At 72.3% G+C, this 24,990-nt stretch carries 35 protein-coding genes and 1 tRNA gene; 16 read left to right on the top strand and 20 right to left on the bottom strand.

Features of this window, described 5'->3' with window-relative positions; genetic code table 11:
* The first annotated feature begins 13 nt into the window (after positions 1-13).
* The 6 genes from urtB to L3X23_RS31790 all read left to right on the top strand — a co-directional run bounded on the left by urtB (position 14) and on the right by L3X23_RS31790 (position 4,695).
* The gene (gene urtB / locus L3X23_RS31815) at positions 14-898 is read left to right on the top strand and encodes an urea ABC transporter permease subunit UrtB (protein WP_093087123.1); all 885 of its coding nucleotides are present in this window, start codon (positions 14-16) and stop codon (positions 896-898) included.
* 34 nt (positions 899-932) lie between these two features.
* The gene (urtC, locus tag L3X23_RS31810; protein ID WP_237196984.1) at positions 933-2,051 is read left to right on the top strand and encodes an urea ABC transporter permease subunit UrtC; all 1,119 of its coding nucleotides are present in this window, start codon (positions 933-935) and stop codon (positions 2,049-2,051) included.
* Between the two features lie 111 nt (positions 2,052-2,162).
* Complete coding sequence (gene urtD / locus L3X23_RS31805; protein WP_237196982.1) at positions 2,163-2,939, top strand: urea ABC transporter ATP-binding protein UrtD; 777 nt, start codon at positions 2,163-2,165, stop codon at positions 2,937-2,939.
* Between the two features lie 10 nt (positions 2,940-2,949).
* Positions 2,950-3,633 (top strand): urea ABC transporter ATP-binding subunit UrtE, encoded by a 684-nt coding sequence (urtE, locus tag L3X23_RS31800; RefSeq protein ID WP_237198173.1) that lies wholly within the window; start codon positions 2,950-2,952, stop codon positions 3,631-3,633.
* 131 nt (positions 3,634-3,764) lie between these two features.
* Positions 3,765-4,148, top strand: coding sequence for an STAS domain-containing protein (locus L3X23_RS31795; protein ID WP_237196980.1), 384 nt, complete (start codon positions 3,765-3,767; stop codon positions 4,146-4,148).
* 241 nt (positions 4,149-4,389) lie between these two features.
* A complete protein-coding gene (locus tag L3X23_RS31790; RefSeq protein ID WP_308116964.1) occupies positions 4,390-4,695 on the top strand; it encodes a WhiB family transcriptional regulator in 306 nt (101 codons plus the stop codon).
* An 86-nt stretch (positions 4,696-4,781) separates the two neighbouring features.
* Here the strand turns inward: L3X23_RS31790 and L3X23_RS31785 are convergent, their stop codons facing one another.
* Positions 4,782-5,363 carry a hypothetical protein gene (locus L3X23_RS31785; RefSeq protein ID WP_237196978.1) on the bottom strand — a complete coding sequence of 194 codons (582 nt, stop codon included), beginning with the start codon at positions 5,361-5,363 and terminating at the stop codon, positions 4,782-4,784.
* A 571-nt stretch (positions 5,364-5,934) separates the two neighbouring features.
* Between L3X23_RS31785 and L3X23_RS31780 the strand changes: the two genes are divergently transcribed.
* The 4 genes from L3X23_RS31780 (at position 5,935) to L3X23_RS31765 (ending at position 8,840) form a co-directional block, all read left to right on the top strand.
* A complete protein-coding gene (locus tag L3X23_RS31780) occupies positions 5,935-6,327 on the top strand; it encodes an STAS domain-containing protein (RefSeq protein ID WP_237196976.1) in 393 nt (130 codons plus the stop codon).
* Between the two features lie 63 nt (positions 6,328-6,390).
* Positions 6,391-6,810 (top strand): ATP-binding protein, encoded by a 420-nt coding sequence (locus L3X23_RS31775; protein ID WP_237196974.1) that lies wholly within the window; start codon positions 6,391-6,393, stop codon positions 6,808-6,810.
* Positions 6,807-7,586, top strand: a complete 780-nt coding sequence (locus L3X23_RS31770) for a SigB/SigF/SigG family RNA polymerase sigma factor (protein WP_237196972.1) — start codon at positions 6,807-6,809, stop codon at positions 7,584-7,586. Before L3X23_RS31775 ends, L3X23_RS31770 begins: the two co-directional genes overlap by 4 nt.
* Before the next feature lie 48 nt (positions 7,587-7,634).
* A complete protein-coding gene (locus L3X23_RS31765; RefSeq protein WP_237196969.1) occupies positions 7,635-8,840 on the top strand; it encodes an NAD(P)/FAD-dependent oxidoreductase in 1,206 nt (401 codons plus the stop codon).
* Here L3X23_RS31765 and L3X23_RS31760 read toward each other — a convergent pair.
* Positions 8,837-9,058 (bottom strand): DUF3618 domain-containing protein, encoded by a 222-nt coding sequence (locus L3X23_RS31760; protein ID WP_093087094.1) that lies wholly within the window; start codon positions 9,056-9,058, stop codon positions 8,837-8,839. The genes L3X23_RS31765 and L3X23_RS31760 overlap by 4 nt on opposite strands.
* Before the next feature lie 111 nt (positions 9,059-9,169).
* Between L3X23_RS31760 and bcp the strand changes: the two genes are divergently transcribed.
* A complete protein-coding gene (bcp, locus tag L3X23_RS31755) occupies positions 9,170-9,637 on the top strand; it encodes a thioredoxin-dependent thiol peroxidase (protein WP_237196967.1) in 468 nt (155 codons plus the stop codon).
* A 197-nt stretch (positions 9,638-9,834) separates the two neighbouring features.
* Positions 9,835-9,908 (top strand) — tRNA-Leu (locus L3X23_RS31750).
* Positions 9,909-9,938: 30 nt separating this feature from the next.
* Here L3X23_RS31750 and L3X23_RS31745 read toward each other — a convergent pair.
* Positions 9,939-10,613, bottom strand: a complete 675-nt coding sequence (locus L3X23_RS31745) for a TVP38/TMEM64 family protein (RefSeq protein WP_237196965.1) — start codon at positions 10,611-10,613, stop codon at positions 9,939-9,941.
* Positions 10,614-10,687: 74 nt separating this feature from the next.
* Here L3X23_RS31745 and pcaC point away from each other — a divergent pair, with 74 nt between their 5' ends.
* Positions 10,688-11,086 (top strand): 4-carboxymuconolactone decarboxylase, encoded by a 399-nt coding sequence (pcaC, locus tag L3X23_RS31740; RefSeq protein WP_093087085.1) that lies wholly within the window; start codon positions 10,688-10,690, stop codon positions 11,084-11,086.
* A gap of 40 nt (positions 11,087-11,126) precedes the next feature.
* Here pcaC and rdgB read toward each other — a convergent pair whose 3' ends face one another.
* The 7 genes from rdgB to L3X23_RS31705 are packed head-to-tail and all read right to left on the bottom strand — an operon-like array spanning position 11,127 to position 15,414.
* Positions 11,127-11,699: an RdgB/HAM1 family non-canonical purine NTP pyrophosphatase gene (gene rdgB / locus L3X23_RS31735; RefSeq protein ID WP_237196963.1), complete on the bottom strand. Its 573-nt coding sequence runs from the start codon at positions 11,697-11,699 to the stop codon at positions 11,127-11,129.
* The gene (gene rph, locus L3X23_RS31730; protein WP_093087079.1) at positions 11,696-12,415 is read right to left on the bottom strand and encodes a ribonuclease PH; all 720 of its coding nucleotides are present in this window, start codon (positions 12,413-12,415) and stop codon (positions 11,696-11,698) included. The genes rdgB and rph overlap by 4 nt, the downstream gene beginning before the upstream one ends.
* Positions 12,416-12,419: 4 nt before the next feature.
* Positions 12,420-13,187 carry an MBL fold metallo-hydrolase gene (locus L3X23_RS31725; protein ID WP_237196962.1) on the bottom strand — a complete coding sequence of 256 codons (768 nt, stop codon included), beginning with the start codon at positions 13,185-13,187 and terminating at the stop codon, positions 12,420-12,422.
* 10 nt (positions 13,188-13,197) lie between these two features.
* Positions 13,198-13,605 carry a hypothetical protein gene (locus L3X23_RS31720; protein WP_093087073.1) on the bottom strand — a complete coding sequence of 136 codons (408 nt, stop codon included), beginning with the start codon at positions 13,603-13,605 and terminating at the stop codon, positions 13,198-13,200.
* Entirely contained in the window at positions 13,598-13,963 is a 366-nt protein-coding gene (locus L3X23_RS31715; RefSeq protein WP_237196960.1) for a hypothetical protein, read from the bottom strand. Before L3X23_RS31715 ends, L3X23_RS31720 begins: the two co-directional genes overlap by 8 nt.
* Before the next feature lie 9 nt (positions 13,964-13,972).
* Complete coding sequence (gene murI / locus L3X23_RS31710) at positions 13,973-14,785, bottom strand: glutamate racemase (protein WP_237196957.1); 813 nt, start codon at positions 14,783-14,785, stop codon at positions 13,973-13,975.
* Positions 14,786-14,793: 8 nt separating this feature from the next.
* Positions 14,794-15,414, bottom strand: a complete 621-nt coding sequence (locus tag L3X23_RS31705) for a rhomboid family intramembrane serine protease (protein ID WP_237196956.1) — start codon at positions 15,412-15,414, stop codon at positions 14,794-14,796.
* Positions 15,415-15,502: 88 nt separating this feature from the next.
* On the opposite strand from L3X23_RS31705, the gene L3X23_RS31700 reads away from it, so the two are divergent.
* The gene (locus L3X23_RS31700) at positions 15,503-16,954 is read left to right on the top strand and encodes an MFS transporter (RefSeq protein ID WP_237196954.1); all 1,452 of its coding nucleotides are present in this window, start codon (positions 15,503-15,505) and stop codon (positions 16,952-16,954) included.
* A 30-nt stretch (positions 16,955-16,984) separates the two neighbouring features.
* Here the strand turns inward: L3X23_RS31700 and L3X23_RS31695 are convergent, their stop codons facing one another.
* From L3X23_RS31695 to clpS, 10 genes are all read right to left on the bottom strand, one after another.
* Positions 16,985-17,935 carry a PLP-dependent cysteine synthase family protein gene (locus L3X23_RS31695; RefSeq protein ID WP_093087062.1) on the bottom strand — a complete coding sequence of 317 codons (951 nt, stop codon included), beginning with the start codon at positions 17,933-17,935 and terminating at the stop codon, positions 16,985-16,987.
* Positions 17,936-17,990: 55 nt separating this feature from the next.
* A complete protein-coding gene (locus L3X23_RS31690; RefSeq protein ID WP_093087059.1) occupies positions 17,991-18,269 on the bottom strand; it encodes a MoaD/ThiS family protein in 279 nt (92 codons plus the stop codon).
* A 50-nt stretch (positions 18,270-18,319) separates the two neighbouring features.
* Complete coding sequence (locus L3X23_RS31685; RefSeq protein ID WP_093087056.1) at positions 18,320-18,790, bottom strand: Mov34/MPN/PAD-1 family protein; 471 nt, start codon at positions 18,788-18,790, stop codon at positions 18,320-18,322.
* A gap of 51 nt (positions 18,791-18,841) precedes the next feature.
* The gene (locus L3X23_RS31680) at positions 18,842-20,146 is read right to left on the bottom strand and encodes a hypothetical protein (protein ID WP_237196952.1); all 1,305 of its coding nucleotides are present in this window, start codon (positions 20,144-20,146) and stop codon (positions 18,842-18,844) included.
* Between the two features lie 56 nt (positions 20,147-20,202).
* Complete coding sequence (locus L3X23_RS31675; protein WP_237196950.1) at positions 20,203-20,700, bottom strand: DUF3558 family protein; 498 nt, start codon at positions 20,698-20,700, stop codon at positions 20,203-20,205.
* Positions 20,701-20,720: 20 nt separating this feature from the next.
* Positions 20,721-21,083 carry a hypothetical protein gene (locus L3X23_RS31670; protein WP_237196948.1) on the bottom strand — a complete coding sequence of 121 codons (363 nt, stop codon included), beginning with the start codon at positions 21,081-21,083 and terminating at the stop codon, positions 20,721-20,723.
* Positions 21,084-21,242: 159 nt separating this feature from the next.
* Positions 21,243-21,803 (bottom strand): DUF3558 family protein, encoded by a 561-nt coding sequence (locus L3X23_RS36725; RefSeq protein WP_374204953.1) that lies wholly within the window; start codon positions 21,801-21,803, stop codon positions 21,243-21,245.
* Positions 21,800-22,162, bottom strand: a complete 363-nt coding sequence (locus L3X23_RS31665; RefSeq protein ID WP_237196947.1) for a hypothetical protein — start codon at positions 22,160-22,162, stop codon at positions 21,800-21,802. Before L3X23_RS31665 ends, L3X23_RS36725 begins: the two co-directional genes overlap by 4 nt.
* Before the next feature lie 67 nt (positions 22,163-22,229).
* On the bottom strand, positions 22,230-22,781 hold the full coding sequence (locus L3X23_RS31660; protein ID WP_237196945.1) for a DUF2017 domain-containing protein: 552 nt from the start codon (positions 22,779-22,781) through the stop codon (positions 22,230-22,232).
* Complete coding sequence (gene clpS / locus L3X23_RS31655) at positions 22,778-23,074, bottom strand: ATP-dependent Clp protease adapter ClpS (protein WP_093087037.1); 297 nt, start codon at positions 23,072-23,074, stop codon at positions 22,778-22,780. The genes L3X23_RS31660 and clpS overlap by 4 nt, the downstream gene beginning before the upstream one ends.
* Positions 23,075-23,129: 55 nt before the next feature.
* Between clpS and L3X23_RS31650 the strand changes: the two genes are divergently transcribed.
* Both L3X23_RS31650 and L3X23_RS31645 read left to right on the top strand, forming a co-directional pair.
* Positions 23,130-24,419: a nicotinate phosphoribosyltransferase gene (locus L3X23_RS31650; protein ID WP_237196943.1), complete on the top strand. Its 1,290-nt coding sequence runs from the start codon at positions 23,130-23,132 to the stop codon at positions 24,417-24,419.
* The gene (locus tag L3X23_RS31645) at positions 24,416-24,967 is read left to right on the top strand and encodes an isochorismatase family protein (RefSeq protein ID WP_305080988.1); all 552 of its coding nucleotides are present in this window, start codon (positions 24,416-24,418) and stop codon (positions 24,965-24,967) included. The genes L3X23_RS31650 and L3X23_RS31645 overlap by 4 nt, the downstream gene beginning before the upstream one ends.
* Positions 24,968-24,990: the final 23 nt, after the last annotated feature.

The raw sequence follows: 24,990 nt of genomic DNA, 5'->3' as shown, positions 1-24,990 counted from the left end.
AAGGACCTCCCCTGTGGACATCCTCGTCACCCAGGTCTTCAACGGGCTCTCCGTCGGCTCGATCCTGCTGCTCGCCGCGCTCGGCCTCGCCCTGACCTTCGGGCAGATGGGCGTGATCAACATGGCGCACGGCGAGTTCATGATGGCCGGCGCCTACACCGCCTACGTGTGCCAGCAGGTGCTCGGCGACGCCGGGTTGTCCCTGCTGGTCTCGCTCCCCGTCAGCTTCGTCGTCGGCGGCCTGCTCGGGGTGCTCCTCGAGGTCACGCTGCTGCGCCGGATGTACCACCGGCCGCTGGACACGCTGCTGGTCACCTGGGGTGTCTCGCTGATCCTGCAGCAGCTCGCCCGCGACCTGTTCGGCACCGCGGGCGTCGACGTCCCGGCGCCGGGGTGGCTGTCCGGGCCGGTGGAGATCCTCGGGTTCTCCTTCCCGCGCTCGCGGCTGTTCATCCTGGTCCTGGCCATCGTCGCGGTCGTGGCCGTGACCCTGCTGCTGAAGCTGACCCCGCTGGGCCGCCGGATCCGCGCCACCGTGCAGAACCGCCAGCTCGCCGAGTCCGCGGGCATCTCCACCCGCCGCACGGACATGCTGACCTTCTTCCTCGGCTCCGGGCTGGCGGGCGTCGCCGGGGTGGCGCTCACGCTGATGGGCTCCATCTCGTCCAACCTCGGGACGAGCTACATCGTGGACGCCTTCCTCGTCGTGATCATCGGCGGCATCGGGCAGATCAAGGGCGCCGTGATCGCGGCCTTCGTGCTCGGCGTCGCGCAGTCCTGGATCGAGTACTCCACGTCCGCGTCCATCGCCAAGGTCATCGTGTTCGCCCTGGTCGTGGCGTTCCTCCAGTTCCGCCCGCAGGGGATCTTCCAGGTCCGGACGAGGAGCCTCGTGTGACCGCCGACGTCCTTCTTCCCGCGGAGGCGGCATCATGACAGCGCTGCTGCGCAGCCGGTACGCCGTCGGGATCGGGTTCCTGGTCGCGGCCGTCCTGCTGTTCGCCGTCGCCCCCGCCCTGCTCACCACGTTCCGGCTGGGTCTGCTCGGCAAGTACCTCTGCTACGCGATGGTCGCGGTCGGGATCGGGCTCGCCTGGGGCCGCGGCGGCATGCTGACCCTGGGCCAGGGCGTGTTCTTCGGCATCGGCGCCTACCTCATGGCGATGCACCTCAAGCTCGCCGACGCGGGGCCCGGCGGCGTCCCGGACTTCATGGCGCTGATCTCGTCGGACGGCGTGCCGGGCTGGTGGGAGCCCTTCCGCTCCGGCGCGGTCACGATCGTCGCGATCCTCGTGCTGCCGACGCTGCTCGCCACGCTGCTCGGTCTCGCCACCTTCCGGCGGCGGGTCCGGGGGGCCTACTTCGCGATCCTGTCCCAGGCCCTCGCGGCGGCCTTCGCGATCCTGCTCATCGGCAACCCGACCGCGACCGGCGGCTCCACCGGCCTCAACAACTTCAAGGGCTTCTTCGGGTTCTCGCTGCGGGACCCGGCGAACCGGCAGATGCTCTACTTCATCGCCGCGGGCGTGCTGCTGCTCATGGTGTTCGTGGCGTGGCGGCTCATGGTCAGCCGCTTCGGGGAGCTGCTCGTCGCCTGTCGGGACGCCGAGGAGCGGGTCCGATTCCTCGGCTACGACCCGGCGACGATCAAGACCGTCGCGTTCGCCGTGGCGGGGATGATGGCGGGCATCGGCGGGGCGCTGTTCGTGCCCATCGTCGGGATCGTCTCGCCCAACGACGTGGGCGTCGTCCCGTCCATCGGCCTGCTGATCGGCGTCGCCATCGGCGGGCGGACCACGCTCGCCGGGCCGGTGCTCGGCGCCGTCGCCGTGGCCTGGGCCGAGACCACCCTCTCCGAGCAGTTCCCCTCCGGCTGGACCTACGCCCAGGGGCTGCTGTTCATGCTGGTCGTCGCGTTCCTGCCGGGCGGTCTGGCCTCGCTGGTCTCGTGGCGGCGCCGCCGCTCGGACAGCGCCGACCCGCCTGCCGGGGAGGATCCGGAGCCTGCGCCCGCCGAGGTCCTCACTCCCGCGGAAGGGCGGACGACGTGAAACCCCGCCGACCCACTCACTCCCGCGGAGGCGGCGTGAACCCCGCCGACGCACTCGGTCCCGCGGAGGCGGCGTGAACCCCGCCGACGCACTCGGTCCCGCGGAGGCGGCGTGAACAAGGACTACCTGGAGCTGTCCGGGCTGACGGTGAGCTTCGACGGGTTCGTGGCCGTCGACGGCGTGGACCTCACCGTGCTGCAGGGCGACCTCCGCTTCCTGATCGGCCCCAACGGCGCGGGCAAGACCACCCTGATCGACGCCGTGTCCGGGCTGGTCTCGGCCACCGGGCGCGCCGAGTTCGCGGGCGAGGACCTGCTCGGCCGCAAGGTGCACCAGATCGCCCGCAGGGGCGTGGGACGCACGTTCCAGACCGCGACGGTGTTCGAGGAGCTCAGCGTGCTGCAGAACCTCGACATCGCGGCGGGGGCGGGCCGCTCGCCGTGGACGTTGCTGCGGAAACGGTCGGGGGTCCCGGAGGCCGTCACCGAGGCGATGGAGACCGTGGGGCTGGCGGACCTGCGGGACACCAAGGCGGGCATCCTCGCGCACGGCCAGAAGCAGTGGCTGGAGATCGGCATGCTGCTGGTGCAGGACGCCCGGCTGCTCATGCTCGACGAGCCGGTCGCCGGGATGAGCGCCGAGGAGAAGGACGAGACCGGCAGGCTGCTGCAGCGGATCTGTGTGGACCGCACGGTGGTCGTCGTCGAGCACGACATGGACTTCATGCGGTCCTTCGCCAAGTCGGTGACGGTGCTGCACGCCGGGAAGGTGCTCTCCGAGGGCACGGTCGCCGAGGTGCAGGCCGACCCGAAGGTGCAGGAGGTGTACCTCGGCCCCGGCCACCACTCCGCCGAGGAGGCCGCGATCGTGCTCGGGGAAGGGGTCTGACGTGCTCGTCATGGAGGAGGTCGACGTCGCCTACGGGCGGACCGTCGTCTGTCACGGGGTGTCCCTGGAGGTCCCGGCCGACGGCGTCGCCGCGGTCATGGGGCACAACGGGGCGGGCAAGACCACGCTGCTGCGCGCCGCGGTGGGGCTGTTGCCGGTCAAGCGCGGCCGGATCCTGCTCGACGGCGAGGACGTGACCGGGCTGCCCCCCAACCAGCGGGTGAAGCGGGGCCTGGCCTACGTGCCCCAGGGCCAGCAGTCCTTCGGCCAGATGACGACCGCCGAGAACCTGCAGGTGGTCGCGGACGGCCGCCGGCGCGGCGCGGCACTGATCGACGAGGCGCTCGACCTGTTCCCGGCGTTGAAGGAGCTGTCGGGTCGCCGGGCGGGCCTGCTGTCCGGGGGGCAGCGCCAGCAGCTCGCCATCGCCAGGGCGCTGATCACCGAGCCGCGGCTGCTGATCCTCGACGAGCCCACCGAGGGGATCCAGCCCTCCGTCGTCGCCGAGATCGAACGGACGATCCTGGAGCTGACCCGGCGCGGCGGGCTGTCGGTGCTGCTCGTGGAGCAGCACGTGGGCTTCGCCCTGGACGCCGCGGGCCGCTACTACGTGCTGGCCTCCGGCCGGGTCAGCGCCGAGGGATCCGGCGGGGCGACGGCGGCGGTGGACGTGCGATCGGCCATGGCCATCTGACGGGCCATCTGACGGGCCATCTGACGGGCCATCTGACGGGGCGAGCCGAGGCGCGAGCCGACGGGGCGAGCCGGGCGGGCCCTCCGCGCCAGGAGTGGCAGTGTCCGCCTGCTGCCCTTACCGTTCCGGCAATGCAGCACACGCACGACACCACCCCGGTGCAGCCCTCCGAGTCCGACGATCAGATCACCGTCGCGACCCGGGACGCGGGTGCGGGGCGGGTGGTGCTCGAGATCGGCGGCGAGGTCGACATGCTCACCTCGCCGCAGCTGCGCACGGCCGCGTTGGCGGCGTTGGCGGACGACCCCCGGGTCGTGGTGCTCGCGCTCGACTCGGTGTCGTTTCTCGGCACGAGCGGGCTGGCGGTCCTCATCGAGGTGCGCGAGGCGGCCCAGCAGGCCGGTGTCGACCTGCGGCTGGCGTGCACGGGCCGACGGGTGCTGCGGCCCTTGTCGATCGCGGGGCTGATCCCGATGTTCGACGTCCGGGACACCGTCGAGGACGCCCTCGCCTGATGTGATGTAGCTCACTATCCCACTGTTTCGACATGCGATCCCAGCGGGTTCGCGAGACTCTGACTGTGGGTCCTGACCTGCGACGATGGAGAATCGTCACCCGTCTGCACGGTCCGTCCGCTCCCGTCGACCCCACCGCTCCCCCGCGCCGCCGCGTTTGATCGCGAAAGCCTCGGGGAAAGCCGCGGCAGATCGCCCGACTCCCCGTCGGGCCTGCCGAGTGGAAGCGAAGGTGAGTCGAGTGAGCGATGTGTCCCGCCTCCCTGGCCCCATGGATCACGCCTGGCAGTGGCAGCGGCTCGGGGCCTGCCGGGGGATGGACAGCGCCGTGTTCTTCCACCCGGACGGTGAGCGCAACCCCTCCCGAGCCCGCCGCACCGCCCAGGCGAAGGCCGTGTGCGGGCGCTGTCCGGTGATGGACATGTGCCGCGAGTTCGCCCTGGAGACCCGCGAGCCGTTCGGCGTGTGGGGCGGCCTGGGCGAGTCCGAGCGCCGCGCCCTGCTGGAGCGCCGCGACCACCACCGGCAGGCGCCGGTCGCCATCTGACCTGCTCCCGTGGCGTCGGGGGCCAGGGGAGACGAGACGAAGGGGCGACGCCGCATCGCGGCGTCGCCCCTTCGGTCTGTCCAGAGTCAGTCGACGACGCTGAGCTCCAGGCTCTTGTAGCGCAGCATGGGCACCCCGTACGCCCGGCCGATCCGCTGCGCCGCGGCCACCACGGCGGACCGCTCGGGGTCGCCGGGCGCGGGCGCCGGGGAGACGCAGTAGACGCCCGGCTCGGGATCGAAGCCGACCAGCTCGGACAGGGCCGCGACCAACACGTCCGCCGCGTCGGCGCCGAGCCGGCCGGGCAGCCCCAGCCGGTGCACGCGCAGGTCCGGCAGGTCGAGCGCCGCGACGGCCGCGGCCACCCCGTCGTCCTCGTCGTCCTCGTCGAAGCCGGGGTAGTCCTCGTCCTCGTCGAGATCGTCCGGATCCACCCAGACGGCCTCCGGGGACACGAGCGGACCGGGCACCTCCGCGGGCGAGGGCGCGTCGTCCCGGGCGATCAGCAGGTCGACCCGCCCGCTCTCGCCGATGATCCGGGCCAGGTCGGACTCGGGGCGCAGCAGCTCCATCGGGCTCACGGCGACCGCCACCAGCCTGCGCCGGGGCGCGGGCACGGGCTCGGCCCGCCGTTGCACGAGCCGGCCGAGTCCTTCGACCTCCGGCACCGCGACCATCCCGCCCCCACTCCGGCACGGCCTCGTTGCCGCCCCGTCTCACAACCCGACCACTTCCTGGTCGGTGACAACGTCATCGTTTCCTGTCCGCGTCCACGTATGCGCGATTCCACGACGAATGGCCCCCGACCGTCCGTGAACGGGCCGCGCCGACGGCCGGCCGGTTCCCCCGTTCGGGCGCAGAGGTAGTCCGGGGAGGACGAACGGCGAACCGGACGTCCCGGACGTCGCCGTCGAACCCTCCCGGACGCCCGGTGCCCCGGACGAGTGATCGGCGTCGCAGACCTGTCGGGCCCACACGGGCCCGCGACCCCGCGCCACGACCGGCCGGCGCATCCGGACTGCCGTCCGACGGCGGACGGCCCAACCGGTACCCGCCGTCCGGACGCGTGGCCCCGGGAGGCGAACGCGCCGGGCACACCGGTAGCGTGCCCCGCGATCGGTTGAGACCTCAGCCGACCGGCTACTCGCGCGTCTCGAGAACCACTCGACCTCCGGTCCGTCCGGCCGCGGCAGCGCTTTCGACGAGCTGGCTTTCGACGAGCTGGAGGTGAGGTCCGCCGTGTCCGTTCCGCAGGATTCGACCCGCCCCGGCACGCTCGTCACCCGGCAGGAGCGCCACTCCTCCGGCGCCGCCGTGGTGTGGGTGAGCGGTGAGATCGACACGCTCACCGCGCCCGCGCTGGACGAGGCGCTCACCGCGCTCCTGGCCGCGGACCCCACGGACGGGGTCGTCGGGGTGGAGCTGAGCGGCGTCGGGTTCCTCGCCTCCAGCGGGCTGGCCGTGCTGATCCGCGCCGCGCACCAGGCCCGGGCCCAGGGGCGCGACCTGCACCTCGTGGCCGGGGGACGCGCCGTCGCCCGCCCGCTGCAGGTGACCGGGTCGGACCGGCTCTTCACCCTGCACGACGACCTGTCGACGCTGCCGGGCGGCGCGTCGTCACAGGTGGATTGATTTCGACGACGCTCGGGTAGCACGATGACGACGAGGGCCCCCGACAGCAGGGAGAGAGAGCGAGTGTCCGCAGTGGAGCCCACTGGCACCCCGGGCGGTGGTGGGTCGGTGGTCGAGGTCCGCACGAGCGCCACGGCCGCCCTGATCCCGACCATCCGCGCCGTCGCGTCCGACCTGGCCGCGCGCGCGGACTTCGACCTCGACGCCATCTCGGACCTCCGCATGGCCGTGGACGAGGCCTGCGCCACCCTGGTGGACGTCGCGTCGCCCGGCTCCGCGCTGCAGTGTTCGTTCACCGTGCACGGCAACGTGATCGAGGTCGAGGCCCGGGTCGACACCGCCGGACCGGAGTCCACGGTCTCCACGGACACGTTCGGCTGGCGCGTGCTCCAGACGTTGGCGGACGAGGTCGAGCTGCGCACGGACGGCGGGCGCTCGGTCGGCATCCTCCTCAACAAGCGCGCCGACCCGACGCCCCGGTGAGTGCGGCCGACTCCGAGTACGGGCACCTCACTCCGCTCCTGTCGGAGTACTCGGGGCTCGCGGCGGAGGACCCGCGCCGCGAACGGCTGCGGGACCAGCTCGTCACCGGGTTCCTGCCCATCGCGCAGCACATCGCGCGGCGCTTCGCCCACCGCGGCGAGCCGCTCGACGATCTCGTCCAGGTGGCCACGGTCGGGCTGATCAACGCCGTCGACCGGTTCTCCCCGGACAAGGGCTCGGACTTCTTCTCCTTCGCCGTGCCGACGATCTCCGGCGAGGTGCGCAGGCACTTCCGCGACCAGGGCTGGTCGATGCGGGTCCCGCGGCGGCTCAAGGACATGCACGTGTCGATCAACTCGGCCGTGTCGGAGCTGTCCCAGCAGCTGGGCCGCGCCCCCAAGCCCACCGAGATCGCCGAGCGGCTCGACGTGCCCGTGGCCGACGTCCTGGAGGGCCTGGAGGCCTCGGAGGCCTACCGCAGCTCGTCGCTGGACGAGATGCTGTCGTCCGAACAGGGCAGCGCCACGGTGGGCGAGCTCGTCGGCGAGGCGGACGCCGAGCTGGACCGGGTGGACTACCGGCAGGCGCTGCGGCCGGTGCTGGCCGAGCTCGCCGAACGCGAGCGCACGATCGTCATGCTGCGGTTCTTCGGCAACATGACCCAGACGCAGATCGCGGAGCAGGTCGGCATCTCCCAGATGCACGTCTCCCGGCTCCTCACGCAGACGCTGGGCAGGCTGCGGTCCAGGCTTGATCCGGACACCCGCACCGGGTAGTCCTGTGGCGTCGGTGAGAATGCACCCGCCGACGAAGAGGAGTGGACGTTGAGCGGTGGACCTCAGCACGTGCTGGTCGTGGGAGCGGGGCTCGGCGGGATCCGCACCGTCGAGCAGCTCCGCCAGGCCGGCTACGAGGGTCGGATCAGCCTGGTCGGCGCCGAGCCGCACCCGCCGTACGACCGCCCGCCGCTGTCCAAGCAGCTGCTGGCGGGCGAGTGGGAACCCGAGCGGGTCTCCCTCAAGGACGACGCCGCGCTCGAGGACCTCGGCGTCCGGCTCTACCTGGGCCTGCCCGCCGTGGCGCTGCGGCCCGGCGAGGTCGAGCTCGCCGACGGGTCGGTGCTCGCGGCCGAGGCGATCGTGCTGGCCACCGGGGTGGTGGCGCGCCGGCTGCCGGGTCAGCCCGACTCCGTGCACACCCTGCGCACCCTGGACGACGCGCTGGCACTGCGCGCCGAGCTCGAGACGGCGCAGTCGCTCGTCGTGGTCGGCGCCGGGTTCATCGGCGCCGAGGTGGCCAGCACCGCGGCGGCCAAGGGCGTCGCCGTCACGGTGCTCGAGGCGGCCCCGGTCCCGCTGGCGCGCGGCCTCGGCGAGGAGGTCGGCGGGCTCGCCGGCCGGTTGATCACCGAGGGTGGGGTCGAGCTGCGGCTCGGGGCGCGGATCACCGGCTTCGCCGACGGCGGCGTGGAGCTCGCGGACGGGACCCGGGTGGCCGCGGACGTCGTGGTCGTCGGGATCGGCGGGGTGCCGGACCTGGAGTGGCTGGCCGACACCGGCCTCGACCTGTCCGACGGCGTGCCGTGCGACGCCCGGGGCCGGGTCGTCGGGCTCGACGGCGTGTGGGCGCTCGGCGACGCCGCCGCCTGGGAGGGCCCCGACGGCGCCCGGCACCGCCACGAGCACTGGACGTCCACGTCGGACCAGGCGACGGTCGTCGCACGGTCCATCACCGGGACCGAGGCGCCGCCCGAGACCGTGCCCTACGTCTGGTCCGACCAGTTCGGGCTCAAGATCCAGGTCATCGGGGAGCCCGCGGCCGCCGACGCGGTGGAGCAGCTGCTCGGCGAAGGTCTGGACGGCGGCCCGATCAAGGGCACCGTCATCGGCTACTTCGCCGACGACCGGCTCGTGGCGGTGGCGGGGTTCGGCGCGGCCCGGTACGTGGTGCGCTACCGGGCGCTGCTGCAGGAGAAGGCCTCCCGCGAGGCGGCCCGGGACCTGGCCGCCTCGTTCGCGAAGAAGTCCTAGGAGAACAGCTTCTTGAGCACGGCGGCGGCGAGGATGACGCCGACGCCGATCAGCGCGTAGCGGATCTTCGGGTCGTCGAGCTTGGCCTGGACCTGCTGCTTCCCGGAGTCCACGAACCGCTTCGGGTTCGCCCGGTCGGTGAGCGCGTCCAGGCTGGCGGCGAGCGCGTCCCGGGTCTTCTCGATCTCCTGCTGGATGTTCTCGGGGTCGCGGGCCACGACTCGCTCCTGTTCCCTCGGCGAACTGCTTGGGGCACACCGTAGACGAGGCCGGTCTCCCGGGCGCGGCGGGTGCGGCGGGTCCGACGGCGGATCTGACAGGATCGGGTGATGAGCACACGCCTCGCCGTGGGCGACCCGGCCCCGGACCTCACCCTGCCCGACGCCGACGGGAAGCCGGTCTCGCTCGCCGACTACCGCGGCCGCAAGGTGATCGTCTACTTCTACCCGGCCGCCTCCACCCCGGGCTGCACCAAGCAGGCCTGCGACTTCCGGGACAACCTCGCGGAGCTCAACGGCGAGGGTGTCGAGGTCCTGGGCGTCTCCCCCGACAAGCCCGCCAAGCTCGCGAAGTTCCGGGACGCCGAGGGGCTCACCTTCCCCCTGCTCTCCGACCCGGAGAAGACGACCCTGCAGGCCTGGGGCGCCTTCGGCGAGAAGACGATGTACGGCAAGACCGTCACCGGCGTCCTGCGCTCGACCTTCCTCGTCGACGAGGACGGGAAGATCGCCGCCGCGATGTACAACGTCCGCGCCACCGGCCACGTCGCCAAGCTCCGCAAGGACCTCAAGCTCTGAGGGCCCGGGGTGGGCACGTTTCGTGCGCTCAGTGCTGCATGATCACCGTTTCCGTGCACTCAGCGCGCTCCGGACGACGGTGACGGCACACTTTCGCGGATCTTGAGTGCCTCACGGCCGCCGTACCCGGGTGCCGGACCGCTCCGTATGCTGAGTGCGCCGTCGACGACGGGGGCCGCTTCCCCCCGTACGGCGCAGCCGGCGTAGCCCAATTGGCCGAGGCACACGGTTTAGGTCCGTGACAGTGCGGGTTCGAATCCCGCCGCCGGCACTCGGCCCGTCGTGACGGCGGGCCCGCAGGTCACTGCGGGGTCGCCGCCTCCGCAGACTCCTCCTCCGGGACGGGTCTGCGGGCGGCGACGACGATCCCCGTCAGGCCGATCAGCCCGCACACCACGGACGCGACGATCGTGGCCGTGGAGGGCCGGCCCGTCACCGCGTCGCCGAGCACCACGATCGCCACGGTGCCCGGCACGATCCCGACCACCGTGCCGACGAGGTAGGGCCAGAAGCGCACCGAGGACAGCCCGCACACGTAGTTCAGGGCGAAGAACGGCACGGCCGGGACCAGCCGCATCGAGGTCACCGCCAGCACGCCGTGGTGGTCCAGCCTGCGCCGCGCCCAGCGGACCGCCGACCCCCGCACGTACCGCTCGACCAACCCCCGACCCGTCACCCGCACCAGGCCGTAGGCCAGCACGGCGGCGAGGGTCGTCGCGACGATCGTCACGGTCAGGCCGAGGGCGGAGCCGAACAGGGCGCCCGCCGCGATGGTGAACACCGTGCGCGGGACGGGGGTGACGCAGACGAGCGTCTGGAGCCCGAGGAAGAGCAGCGGCGCCCACATCCCGGCCTCGCCGGTGATGCGGCGCAGGTCCGAGACCTTCGGGACGCCGTAGACGTGCACGACCAGCAGCCCCGCCCCGACGAGGACGACGAGTCCGCCGAGGGCCGCCGCGACCCGCCACCACCTCACGTGGAACCACGGTACCGACCCGGGGCGCGCACCCGTCCCCCGGGAGCAGGCCCTGCGGCGTCTAGGGTGCCGCCGTGAGTACCGACAAGCGCGATCTCGACCTGGACCCCGCAGGCCTGGCTGTCCGCCGCGAGGTGTTGGGCGCCGCCCACGTCGACGCCTCCCTGGAACGGGCCGACGAGATCACCGGCGAGTTCCAGGAGATGATCACCCGGTACGCGTGGGGCGGGATCTGGACCCGACCCGGCCTCGACCGGCGGATGCGCAGCGCGGTCACCCTGACCGCACTCGTCGCGCACGGCCACCTCGCCGAGCTGGAGCTGCACCTGCGCGCCGCGCTGCGCAACGGGCTGTCCCGCGAGGAGATCGTCGAGGTGCTGCTGCAGAGCGCGATCTACTGCGGGGTCCCCGCGGCCAACAGCGCCTTCGCCGTGGCCAAGCGCGTGCTCGCCGAGCCCGACCCCACCGACTGACCTCGTGAGCGGCGATCGTCGCCATGGCGACGATCGCCGCTCACAGGTACGGGAGCAGGGCGCGGAAGGCGAGGCCGCGGTGGCTGGCCGCGTCCTTCTCGGCCGGGCTGAGCTCGGCGCTGGTGCGGGTCTCCCCGTCCGGGACGAAGATCGGGTCGTAGCCGAAGCCGTTGGTCCCGCGCGGTTCCCGGATGATCCGGCCGCGCCACTCGCCGTGCACGACCGTCTCCCGCCCGCCGGGCAGGACGAGGGCCGCGGCGCAGATGAACGCGCCGCCCCGGCGTTCGTCGGGCACGTCGCCGAGCTGGCCCAGCAGCAGGTTCAGGTTCGCGAGGTCGTCTCCGTGCTTGCCCGACCATCGGGCCGACAGGACACCCGGCATGCCGTTGAGGGCGTCCACCGCCAGGCCGGAGTCGTCCGCGACGGACGGCAGCCCGGTCGCCGCGGCGGCGTCCCGGGCCTTGGCCAGGGCGTTCTCCGCGAAGGTCGCGCCGGTCTCGGGGGCCTCGGGGAACTCGGGGACGTCGGCCAGGCCGACGACCTCCAGCCCGGTGAGCAGCCTGCGGAACTCGACGAGCTTGCCCGCGTTCCGGGTGGCCAGCAGGATCGTCACGCCAGCGCCTCCCGCTGCAGCCGGGTCAGCTCCTCGATGCCCGCCAGCGCGGAGTCGAGCATCGCGTCGAGGGTGGCGCGGGTGTAGGTCGCGCCCTCCCCGGTCCCCTGCACCTCGACGAGCGTGCCGGTGTCCGTCGCGACGACGTTCATGTCGACCTCGGCCCGCGAGTCCTCCTCGTAGGGCAGGTCGAGGCGCACCCGCCCGTCGACGACCCCGACGCTGACCGCCGCGATCTGGCAGGACAGCGGCTTCGGGTCCGCCAGCGCGTTGCGGGCGCCCAGCCAGCTCACCGCGTCGGCGAGGGCCACGTAGGCCCCGGTGATCGCGGCGGTGCGGGTGCCGCCGTCCGCCTGCAGGACGTCGCAGTCCAGGGCGATCGTGTTCTCGCCCAACGCCTTCAGGTCGATGCACGCCCGCAGCGACCGGCCGATGAGCCGGGAGATCTCGTGGGTGCGGCCACCGACCCGGCCCTTGACCGACTCCCGGTCGGAGCGGGTGTTCGTGGCGCTGGGGAGCATCGCGTACTCGGCGGTGAGCCAGCCGAGCCCGGAACCCTTGCGCCAGCGGGGCACGCCCTCGGTCACGCTGGCGGCGCACAGCACCTTCGTGTCCCCGAACTCGACCAGCACGGACCCTGCCGGGTGCTTCTGGAAACCACGGGTGAGGCGCACGGGGCGCAGCTGGTCGTCGGTCCTGCCGTCGGCTCGCGTCACCCGGTCAGTTTCGCAGGACGGCGTACTCGCCGTCCGCGCGGACCAGTTCCACCGGTCCGTCGAACGCGCCCTTGGCCTCGGCGAGCACCGCCTGCGCGTCGATCCACGCCGGGACGTGGGTGATCAGGAGCGTGCCGACGCCGGCGGCCGAGGCGTGCTCCCCCGCCTGCCTGCCGGAGAGGTGGACCCCGCTCGGCATGTCGGGCGTGTGCGGCCAGGAGGCCTCGCACAGGAAGACGTCCGCGCCCCGGGCCAGCTCGACGAGCCCCTCGCACGGCCCGGTGTCGCCGCTGTAGACCAGGCTCCGCCCCCCGTGCTCGACGCGCAGGGCGTACGCCTCGCACGGATGGTCGACCGCGGCGGTGCGCAGCACCACGTCGCCGACGGCGGTCCGTGGCACGTGGGTGTGGAACGTGTAGACCCCCGCGAACTCGCCGGACCCGCGCTGCGCGGCGCCGGGGGCGTACTGGGCCGCGAACCGGTCCTCCGCCTCGGCCGGGCCGTAGACCGGCAGCGGGACCGCGGGCGGGGCCGCGGGGTGGTAGCGCCGCCACACCGACAGGGCCGAGAAGTCCGCGCAGTGGTCCGGGTGCAGGTGGCTGAACACCACGGCGTCGAGCGCGAAGGGGTCGACGAACCGTTGCAGCGCACCGAACGTGCCGTTGCCGAGGTCGAGCACGAGGCGGGTGTCCCCCGCCTCGACGAGGTAGCCGGAGGCGGGCGAGGCCGGCCCCGGCCCGCTGCCGGAGCACCCCAGCACCACGAGCTTCATGGTCAGGAGGCTAACCCGGGCGTCCGGTCCGCCGCAGCCACCACAGTCCGATGAACGGAAGCACCAGCGGGATGAACCCGTAGCCGCGGCCGTAGACCGACCACACGGTGTCGTCGGGGAAGTCCCCGGCGTCGAACACCGTCAGCGTGCCCACCACGAGCACTCCGACCAGCTCGAACGCCACCGCCGCCCAGGCCAGCCGCCGGTGCCACGGCCTGCGGCCTGCGAGCCCGATCGTCGCGAGGATGTAGACGACGCCCGCGGCCAGCGACAGCACGTACGCCAGCGGCGCCTCGGAGAACCGGCCGACGATCTGCACCAGGGCGCGGGCCGTGGCGGACAGCGCGAAGATCGCGTAGACGGCGACGAGGACCCGGCCGGGTCCACTCGACGTCGGGCGGGGTCCGGGCTCAGACACCGGCCACCCACAGCCCGTGGAGCCGCCACACCGCGACGGCGGTGCCGACCGCCCCGACCGCGATCACCGTGCCGCCCCACCTCGTGGGCTCGGCCGTGGCGAACTGCAGCGCGATCGGCATGACGCACACGCTGACCAGCAGGTAGATCAGGAACGTGGTCTGCTCCGGCAGCGTGACCCCGCCGAAGAACACCCGGCCCGCGGCGATCAGCGCCTGGACCACCAGGACCGCCTCGAACGCCCCGACCGCCCAGCGGTGGGTCTTGTCCGGCGCCCTGCCCCGCACCGTGGCGACGATCCCGTGGACCGCCACCACCGCCGCCGCGACGTACGCGACGATCTCCAGCCAGCCGAACACGCTGCGACGCTACCGGAGCACCCGCTCGCCCAGCGCCTCGACCCGGCCGATCTCGGGGCCGAGGAACCGGCGGCCCAGCCTGCGGAAAGGTTCCGGGTCCCCGGTCGCGAGGAACTCGTGCGGCCCCAGGACGGGGTCGGTGGGTTCGCGGGCGAGATCCTCGGCCATCAGGGTGCGGACGACGTCCTTCGCCGTCTCGTCCGCGCTGGAGACCAGGGTGACGTCCGGGCCCAGCACGATCTGCAGCACGCCCGCGAGCAGCGGGTAGTGCGTGCAGCCGAGCACCACGGTGTCCACCTCGGCCTGCTGCAGCGGCGCGAGGTAGCTCTGGGCCAGGCCCAGCACCTGCCTGCCGCTGGTCATGCCGCGTTCCACGAAGTCCACGAACCGCGGACAGGCCACCGCGGTGATCTCGACGTCCCGCGCCGCGGCGAAGGCGTCCTGGTAGGCCCCCGACGCGATGGTGGCGCTCGTGCCGATCACCCCGATGCGGCCGGTGCGGGTGGCGGCCACCGCGCGCCGGACGGCGGGGCGGAGGACCTCGATGACGGGCACCGGGTAGCGCTCCCGGGCATCCGCCAGACAGGCCGCCGCCGCCGTGTTGCAGGCGATGACCAGCAGCTTCACCCCGCGCTCGACGAGATCGTCCCCGACCGCGAGGGCGTGCCTGCGGATGTCGGCGATCTTCAGCGGGCCGTACGGGCCGTTCGCGGTGTCGCCGACGTAGACGATCCGCTCGGTGGGGAGCTGGTCGATCACCGCGCGCGCGACGGTGAGCCCGCCGACGCCGGAGTCGAAGATGCCGATCGGCGCGTCCTTCACGGCCCTCCTCAGATCGCGGTTCTCCGGTCCGCCTTGGCCACCAGCCAGGCGGCGAGGATCCCGAACACGGCACCGAACAGGTGCGCCTGCCACGAGATCCCCGGGGTGCCGGGGAGCACGCCGAACAGCATGCCACCCTCGAGCACCAGCAGGACGAGCCCCAGCAGGATCTGCTTGCCCGACCGGGCGAAGAAGCCGCGGACCAGCAGGAACAGCAGCCAGCCGAAGATCACCCCCGACATGCCGATGGTGGAGACGAAGCTCGGTGCCGTCAGCCAGACCATGACCCCGCTGCCGATCCAGATCAGCGCCGTGACGCCGACCCACTGCCGCAGCCCGCCCGCCATCGCGAGCCATCCGAAGACCAGGAAGGGCAGCGTGTTCGCGATGAGGTGCGGCCACCCGCCGTGCAGGAGCGGGGCCCAGACGATGCCCCACAGCCCGTCGAGGTTGCGGGCGATGATGCCGTCGTTGTCGAGGCCCTCGCCCGTGGCCTGGTCGAACAGCTCCAGGGCGTAGAGCGCGCCCGTGAACACCAGCATGATCACCGCGGCGCGCAGCGGGTGCGGCGGGATGATCCGCGAGAGGCTGCGGGGCGGGGTGGGCGCGGGGACCTGCGGCAAGGTCATGCCTTCGAATGTAGCGGGATCCGGTGTCACCCAGCCGTGAAAGCCCTGAGAACCGAAACCGTCGGACCGCGTCGGCAGAATGATCCGTATGTCCACCCCCGCCCCGCACCCCGGCCGCTGGGCCGCGCTGTTCGTGATCGCGCTCGCCCAGCTGATGGTGGTGCTGGACGCGACGATCGTGAACATCGCGCTCCCCCAGGCCCAGGCCCACCTCGGTATCTCCGACGCCGACCGCCAGTGGGTGGTCACCGCCTACACGCTGGCGTTCGGCGGGTTGCTGCTGCTCGGCGGGCGGATCGCGGACTTCTGGGGGCGCAAGCGCACCTTCGTGGTGGGGGCGCTGGGGTTCGCCCTCGCCTCCGGTCTCGGCGGGCTCGCGCAGGACGCGCTCACCCTGTTCGCCGCCCGCGGCCTCCAGGGTGTCTTCGGCGCGCTCCTGGCCCCGGCCGGGCTGGCGCTGCTCACAGTGCTGTTCACCGAGCCCGGCGAGCGGGCGAAGGCGTTCAGCGTGTTCGGCGCGGTCGCGGGCGGCGGGTCGGCGGTCGGACTGGTGCTCGGCGGGGTGCTCACCGAGTACGCCGACTGGCGGTGGTGCCTGCTGGTCAACATCCCGATCTCGGTGGTCGCGGTGGCGCTGGCGCTGGTGTTCGTGCCGGAGAGCCGCGCGCAGGGGGACACCCGGTACGACGTGCCGGGTGCGGTCACGGTGACCCTCGGCCTGGTCGCGCTGGTCTACGGCTTCACCCGGGCGTCGGAGGACGGTTGGTCCGCGCCGTGGGCGCTGGGCAGCTTCGGCGCGGCCGTGGTGCTGCTGGTGGCGTTCGTGGTGATCGAGCAGCGGTCCTCGCACCCGCTGGTACCGCTGGCGCTGCTCGTGCAGCGCGACCGCGGCGGGGCCTACCTCTTCTCGACGCTCGTGGGGGCCGGCCTGCTCGGCGCGTTCCTGTTCCTGACCTTCTACTTCCAGATCGTGCTGGGGTACACGCCGCTGCAGGCGGGGCTGGCGTCCCTGCCGGTCACCGGGGGTGTGCTCGTCGCGGCGGGCGTCGCCTCCCAGCTGATGCCGCGGATCGGGCCGAAGCCGCTGATGGTCACGGGCGGGCTCGTCGCGGCGGCGGGGATGATCCTGCTGACCCTGATCACGCCGGACAGCTCGTTCCTGACGTTGCTCCTGCCCGCCCAGCTGGTGCTCGGCCTCGGGCTCGGGCTCTCGTTCGTCCCGCTGGCGAGCCTCGCGCTGGTCGGGGTCGGCAACCAGGACGCCGGGGCGGCCTCCGCGGTGCTCAACGCCACCCAGCAGGTCGGCGCCTCGCTCGGCACGGCCCTGTTGAACACGATCGCGACCACCGCCGCGGCGAGCCGGCTCGCGGAGCACCCGATCACCGACCCGTCGCAGATGGCCGAGGTGGCGGTGTACAGCTACGTCGTCGCCTTCGCCTGGGCCGCCGCCCTGCTCCTGATCGGCACCGCGCTGATCATGGTCCTGGTCCGCGCGGGCACGCGGGAGGTCACCACCCCGCAGGTCGCCCACCTGGGCTGACCGCCGCGGTGATCACCAGGCGCTGAGGGCTCAGGCCCAGAGGTGGCCCTCGATGCCTTCGGCCGCGTCGTCCAGCGCGCCGCTGTAGGCGCCGGTGGAGAGGTACTTCCAGCCGCCGTCGCACACCACGATCACGATGTCCGCGGACTCGTGGGAGCCTGCGGCCTTCTCAGCGACGGCGAGGGCGGCGTGCAGGATCCCGCCGGTGGAGATGCCGGCGAAGATCCCCTCCTTCTCCACCAGCTCACGGGTGCGACGCAGCGCGTCGTAGCTGCCGACGGAGTAGCGGCCGGTCAGCACGCTGGGGTCGTAGAGCTCCGGGACGAAGCCCTCGTCGAGGTTCCGCAGGCCGTACACCAGCTCGCCGTAGCGCGGCTCGGCGGCGATGATCTGCACGTCCGGCTTCTGTTCGCGCAGGTAGCGGCCGGTGCCGACCAGCGTGCCGGTGGTGCCCAGGCCCGCCACGAAGTGCGTGATCTCGGGGCAGTCCCGCAGGATCTCGGGCCCGGTGGTGCGGTAGTGCGCGTCCGCGTTCGCCGGGTTGCCGTACTGGTAGAGCATCACCCAGTCGGGGTGCTCGGCGGCCAGCTCCTTGGCCATGGCGACGGCCTGGTTGGAGCCGCCGGCCGCAGGCGAGGAGATGATCTGCGCGCCGTACATGGACAGCAGCTGGCGACGCTCCTCGGAGGTGTTCTCCGGCATCACACAGACGATCCGGTAGCCCTTGAGCTTCGCGGCCATGGCGAGCGAGATGCCGGTGTTGCCCGAGGTCGGCTCCAGGATGGTGCAGCCCGGTGTGAGCAGCCCGTCCGCCTCGGCCTTCTCGATCATGGCCAGGGCGGGCCGGTCCTTGATCGAGCCGGTCGGGTTGCGGTCCTCGAGCTTCGCCCACAGGCGGACGTTCTCCGCCGGGGACAGCGACGGGAGCCCGACGAGTGGGGTGTCCCCCACCGCCTGCAGCAGGGAGTCGTAGCGCGCCATCGCTCCTCCAGGGCGGCCTGGGCGGCGGGGATCACCCGCCGCCGGTGCCGTCAGCTCAGCGCATGCCGCCGGCGACGGCCGGCAGGATGGTCAGGGTCGAGGTCTCCTTGACCGGAGCCTCCAGGCCGCCGGCGAAGCGCACGTCCTCGTCGTCCACGTAGATGTTGACGAAGCGGTGGAGCTTGCCGTCCTTGAGCAGCCGGTCCTTCAGGCCGCTGTGGCGCGACTCGAGGTCCTCGATCACCTCGGCGACGGTGCTGCCCTTCGCCTCGACGGCCTTCTCGCCCCCGGTGTGGGTGCGGAGGATGGTCGGGATGGAGACGGTGACGGCCATGGTTCTTCGGTACTCCTGATCGTGTCGAGACGTGCGGTGGCGAGGGCGGGTCAGCCGAGGTCGGGGACGTCGTCCGCGCCCGTGTGCGCGAACATATAAGTCTCCACGACCTGAACTTCTTCCTCGGTCACCACACCGTCGACGATCCGGAACGACCGGAACTCGTGGCCCGTGTGGTTCGTCTCCGCCGAGTCGCGGGTGGAGACCAGCACGTAGTGCGCCTCGGGCTCGGAGGCGTAGGAGATGTCGGTGCGCGACGGGTACGCCTCGGTCGCGGTGTGCGAGTGGTAGATCACCACGGGCACCTCGTCGTTGGCGTTCATCTGCTTGTACAGCTGGAACAGGTCACCCGAGTCGAACTCGTAGAAGGTGGGCGACCGCGCCGCATTCAGCATCGGGATGAAGCGCTCCGGCCGGTCCGACCCCTCCGGGCCCGCGACGACGCCGCACGCCTCGTCCGGGTGGTCCCGGCGGGCATGCGCGACGATCTCGTCGAGGAGATCCCTCCGGATGACCAGCACGCGTCCAGCCTACGTAACACCCCCGACAAGAGCACACACCCCCGGCGAGACTCACACGTCCCGGCGGCCGAGCACCGGCGGACAGTGGTCCGGCACGTCCGCCGCCCACGCCCCCTCCGGGTCCTCCTCGACCAACCAGCCGGGCCGCCCCCGGCTCTCCCCCGGCCGCGCCCCGGCCCCCGCACCGGGGACCAACGGCAGGTGGGACGACGACGTCGACCGCGGGGTCGGCCGCGCCTCCTCCGCCCCGAGCACCCCGGCCCGCTCCCCGACCGCACCCCGCGGGGCCGGTTCGAGCACGCCGCGCCCCGGGATGCCGCGACCCGCGCCCTCCGCGACCCCGCCGCCCGCCCGGCCGACCCCCACCCCGTTCGTCCCACGCCCCCCGACGGTTCCCGCCCCGCGCCCGCCCGGCTCGCCGCCGGTCCCCGGCCGACCTCGTCCGGTCCACCCGGTGGCCCCGGCTCCCGACGGGCCGCGCCCGAGGCCTGTGGATCCGATCGGGCCGGGACCCGAGGCCGAGCCGGCCCGCCCTCCGGGGCCGGCGGCGCCGGGAGCACCGGGACCGCGTCCCGCCTGCGCCCCCGACGGGGCCGTACCGAGCCCCGTCGATCCGAGCCCGTCGACGCGCGGGCCGCCGGACGATCCCCCCGATCCGCCGCCGGAAGCGCCGGGCTGCGCGCCCCCGACGGCACCGGCCTGCGACGGAGCGACCTCGGGAGCCCGTGCCCCGCTGTCGACCGGGGTGACCGGCACGCCCGTCACCTGGGCGGGGGCGAGCGGCACCGACCCCGCCCCGACCGACCCGGCCTGCGGGAACTGCGGCGCCGGGCCGAGATCCACCGGTTCCCCGTTCGGGGGCTGGATGCCGACCGGGGTGAAGGGCTCGAAGGCCTGCACCAGGTTCTGGTTCGACGCGTTCTCGTAGCGTCGCGCCACCGACGCCGCCTGGTCACGGTGTCGCCGACCGAGTTCCGCGGCGGTGCGGGCCGTCGACGGGGTGGCGGCAGGCTCGACGGCCTCCATGCCGGTGCGGGCGAGTTCGTAGTGCTCGGCCTGCTCCCGCAGGGCCCGCACGGCGCTCGGGAAGGTGAGCGCGCCGAGGCGGCCCGGTTCGCCGAGCACGCGCAGGAAGCTGCGGGTCCGCTCGGCGGTGTCGCCCTGGTGGGCCTCGGCATAGGCCCGCTCGATGCTCGCCATCTCGCCGTTGAGCGCGTCGAGCCTGCGCCCGACGTCCTCCAGCGCGTCCGCCGCGACCCGGATCGATCCGGCCCCCGCCCCCGCGACGACGGGCTCACGAATGTCCTTCAACGACATCGACTCGAACGGCGTACTGGTCCCCTCATACCTGGCCATACGCGGACGATCCCCCACCCGACGACGAGCCGGGCGCGAACCCGCGAAGTCGTTCGCTATCGCGAACGCGCCGCGAGCGCGTCGATCACGGCCCCCGCGAAAGCACCCGCCCTCTCGCACGGGCGCGGCGACTCGGGCGACCGCGAGCCCGACTGGGCCGAGATCACCTGGTCCTCGCCGACGGCGACATAGACCGTGCAAATAGTTGCGTCGACGCCTCCTTCGCGGACGGCCCTGTAGCCGTCGATTTCAAACCTTTCAGATCCGCCTATCGAGTCTGCAGCAGCATAGATTCGCTCTATGTTGTAGTCGACGTTGATAAGCAGACTTAAGGAATCGGCACCGTCAGCTGACTGCCAGTCGCATCGCGACGCCAGCTCGTTCGATGCATCAGTGGCCGTACCAGGCTCAACTCTGGCCGCCTTGAGTGCACTCGGGTCGACAACGTTGCACGCCACAAGACCCCGAGCGTCAAGGGGTGGCGCGACCGACTTGTCCACGACAGGTTCGGGCGAACCGCCGGAGCAAGCACTCAGCCAGAAGAGTCCGAACACCAGAAGCAGGCCACGCGCGCTCACAAACGTGCCGCGTTCCGTCGGTCAGCCTCGACGAAATCTGCGATTTGCTGCCGCAAGGCATCTATTCCCGCCACAACATCGTCGTGCCACGATCGCAGGTAGGCGCGGCTAGCGAAAATCATTCGGTCCGACTGCGCTGCAGCGTTGCGACTTACCGGGTCATGCCCGGGGGGAACCACCTGAATCATCGCGAGCCGCTCGACCTCGCTTCGCAACTCGTCCGCGACAGCCTCCAACCTCCCCACCACCTCCCGCGCCCGCTCCACGTCGATCGCGAGAGCACGACCCGTGAGCACCGGGGCATACCCCTCCTGCGCGTGGTCCAGCAGGCGGGCATAGCCCACGTTCGGCGCGGTCATACGCCCGATGATCTCAGCGGCCCACCCAACGGGGAAGCAAAATCCCCACACCGTTCACGATCGCGAATCAGAGCAGGGGCAGCCGAGCCCGGACCTGCAGGCACCCCGTGCCTGGCCAGGCATGCCTCATCACCTGCCGACAGCGAAAGAAGGCGTCCGCTACCGCGAACGCGCCGCAAGGGCGTCGAGCGCTGCGAGGGCAGCCAGCTCGGCGCGATCACACGCTGCGAGAGCTGGGCTTTCGGCACGCGAACTGACTTCCGTGGAGAAGACTTGAGTCGATGCGATAGCGACGTATGTAGTACAGATGGATGAGTCGATCGCACCCTCACGAACCGACGGAAATCCGCGGAGCTCTCCCGCCACGTAGTCGGGAACAACACCGACCGACGCATCCATGACCTCTACCGGCATGCCCAGGTTCAGCACGAACTCCAGAGTCTCCGCGTGATCACTTGAGCGCCATAGACATCCCGTTGCAGATGCACTCGAGGTGTCGGTTGCCGAGCCCGGCTCCATGCCTGCGTGCTGAAGTGCCGCAGGAGCAAGGAGATCACAGGCGGCCACGCCGTGAGCGTCGAGCGGATCGGAGACCTGTCGCGACGGAGCCGGAGTCGTGTCAGCCGGCGAGGCGCTTCTCTGCTCACCCACTGGGGAACATGCAGTGATTGTGGCGAGGAGAACAGCGAACAACAGAAGACGTCTGACCAGCACGATCATGGTCGAGCGGCGTTTCCGCGGTCCGCGGCGGCATAGTCGTCGACCTGCTGCTTGAGCGCCCGTATCGATGTCACGATGTCCTGGTGCCACGCGCTCAGATAAGAGCGGCCTGCCGTGACCATTCGAGCGCTCTGCATAGCAGCATTGCGGCTGACGTCGTCGTTGGCCGGTGGTTCGATTCGCACCGCCGAGAGCTGACGGTGCAGCTCCCCGACCTCGTCCGCCACCGCCTCCAACCTCCCCACCACCTCCCGCGCCCGCTCCACGTCGATCGCCAGAGCACGGCCGGTCAGGACCGGGGCATACCCCTCCTGCGCGTGGTCCAGCAGGCGGGCGTAGCCGACGTTCGGCGCGGTCATGCAGCCGATGATCTCAGCGGCTCACCGAACGGGGAAGGAAAAGGCCCACACCGTTCGCGATCGCGAATCAGAGCAGGGACAGCCGGGCCTGGACCAGTGAGTCCTGCACGAAGGTGAGCCAGTGGTAGACGCCCAGGTGCGGGCCACGGGGGTCGTCGTCCGGGAAGGAGTCGGGGGTCTCCTCGGAGACGTCGAGGGCCGTGCCCAACGCCAGCCGGACGTCGTTGAGGGCGGCGAGCCAGACGTCCGCCTCCTCGACCGACAGCTCCACCCGCCCGCCCCGCGGCGGCAGCCCGCGCAGCACGGTGGTGGCCGCGTCCCGCTTGGCCTCGATCAACGACGGCTCGTGCAGCGAGCGCAGGCCGGCGGCGAGGTCCGCGTCCTCCATCGTGAAGTCCGGCAGCAGGCGGGCGAGGACCCGGTCCTCGGGGCGCTTCGACGGCCCGGTGCGCATGCCGGTGAGCTCGGCCAGCTCGTCCGCGGGGGACTCGGCCTCGCGCCCGTCGAGCATCTGGACGACCTCGCCGACCAGTCCGCGCAGGACGGACGCCTCCTGCTCCTCCATGGTGGCGACGAGCCGCACGCGCGCGCCCCGCCCGGCCTTCTTCCAGCCGTTCACGTGCGCTGCATGGTCGCCCAGAGCCCCGCGGCGTGGAGCTTGGCGACGTCGGTCTCGATCTTGTCCTTGTCCCCGGCGGAGACGGCGGCCTTGCCCTTGTGATGCACGTCGAGCATCAGCGCGGTGGCCTTGGGCTCCGGGTACCCGAACACCTTCTGCAGCACGTAGGTGACGTACGACATGAGGTTCACCGGGTCGTTCCACACGACCGCCTGCCACGGCGTGTCACCGGCGACGTCCTCGTCCAGGTCGGGGTCCACCTGGGTGGTGGGCGAGCTCAGCGGCGCGGACATGTCTCCATGGTGACACGCTGCCCCATCCGCCCAGAACGCCGCATAGGCTCGCGACATGAGCGGCAACGGGAGCACCGCGCTCCTCACCGACATGTACGAGCTGACCATGGTCGCGGCAGCGCTCGCGGACGGCACCGCGGACCGCCGGTGCACCTTCGAGCTCTTCGCCCGCAGGCTGCCCGACGGGCGTCGGTACGGCGTCGTCGCCGGGACCGGCCGGGTACTGGAGTCTTTGCAGGACTTCCGCTTCGGGGACGCGGAGCTGGCCAGTCTCGAGGGCAGGCTCGACGAGCGCATGCTGAAGTGGCTCTCCGGCTACCGGTTCTCCGGAGACATCGACGGCTACCCCGAGGGCGAGCTCTACTTCCCCGGCTCCCCGATCCTGACCGTCACCGGCACGTTCGCCGACGCGTGCGTCCTGGAGACGCTCTTCCTGAGCATCCTCAACCACGACAGCGCCATCGCGAGCGCGGCCGCGCGGATGGTCACCGCCGCGGGTGGCCGACCCATCATCGAGATGGGCAGCCGCCGCACCCACGAGGAGGCGGCCGTCGCGAGCGCCCGCGCGGCCTACCTGGCGGGCTTCGCGACGACGTCGAACCTCGAGGCCGCCCGCCGCTACGGCGTCCCGGCCGCGGGCACCGCCGCGCACGCGTGGGTCCTCCTGCACGACGACGAGCTGGGCGCCTTCCGGGCCCAGGTCGAGGCCCTGGGCACGGACACGACGCTGCTCGTCGACACCTACGACATCCACCGCGGCATCGAGCTGGCCGTCGAGGCGGCGGGCCCGGAGCTGGGCGCGATCCGGATCGACTCCGGCGACCTGGGGGTGATGGCCCACCAGGCCCGCGAGCAGCTGGACTCCCTCGGTGCGACGAACACGCGGATCGTCCTGTCCGGCGACCTGGACGAGTACGCGATCGCGAGCCTGCGGGCCGAGCCGGTGGACTCCTACGGCGTGGGCACGAGCGTGGTCACCGGGTCCGGCGCCCCGACGGCGGGGATGGTCTACAAGCTCGTCGAGGTGGACGGGCGCCCGGTCGCGAAGCGGTCGTCGAGCAAGGAGTCCCGCGGCGGGCGCAAGTCGGCGCTGCGCAGGCACAAGCCCACCGGGACCGCCGTCGAGGAGGTCGTGCACCCGGTGACGATCGCGCCGCAGGTCGGCCCGCACGACCGGGTGCTCCCGATCCCGCTGGTCCGCAGCGGTGACGTCGTCCCGGACGTCCCGACGCTGGCCCAGGGTCGCGAGCGGCTGCGCCAGGCGCTGGTGTCGGTGCCGTGGGAGGGACTCAAGCTCTCCCGTGGGGAGCCTGCGATCCCGACCGTCTTCCCGACGGAGGCCTGATGCGCGCGTTGATCGTCGTCGACGTGCAGAACGACTTCTGCGAGGGCGGCTCGCTCGCCGTCGCGGGCGGCGCCGCGGTGGCCGCCGCCGTGTCGGAGCAGGCACGCAGCGGCGAGTACGCCGCCGTCGTCGCGACCCGGGACTTCCACATCGACCCGGGCGACCACTTCAGCGAGACCCCGGACTTCGTCCACAGCTGGCCGGTGCACTGCGTCGCGGACACGCCGGGGGCGAGCTTCCACCCGGCGCTGGACGTCGCGCGCATCGAGGCGGTGTTCGACAAGGGGCAGTTCACCGCGGCGTACTCCGGGTTCCAGGGCGCCGAGCCCGGGCACGTCGCGCTGCGGGAGTGGCTGCACCACAAGGGGATCGACGCCGTGGACGTCGTCGGCATCGCCACGGACTACTGCGTGCGCGCCACCGCGCTCGACGCCCTCGGCGCAGGCCTGCGCACCCGGCTCCTGCCGGACCTGTGCGCGGGAGTGGCCCCCGAGTCCACCGCACGCACGCTCAAGGAGATGCGCGAGGTCGGCGTCATCCTGGCCTGACCCGTGCGCGGCGATCGTCGCCA

The organism is Pseudonocardia sp. WMMC193 (genome assembly GCF_021728735.1).
In the GTDB taxonomy this organism is placed as follows: domain Bacteria; phylum Actinomycetota; class Actinomycetes; order Mycobacteriales; family Pseudonocardiaceae; genus Pseudonocardia; species Pseudonocardia oroxyli.
Note: the sequence above shows the minus strand (reverse complement) of the source record. Positions and strands in the feature narration are given on the sequence as shown.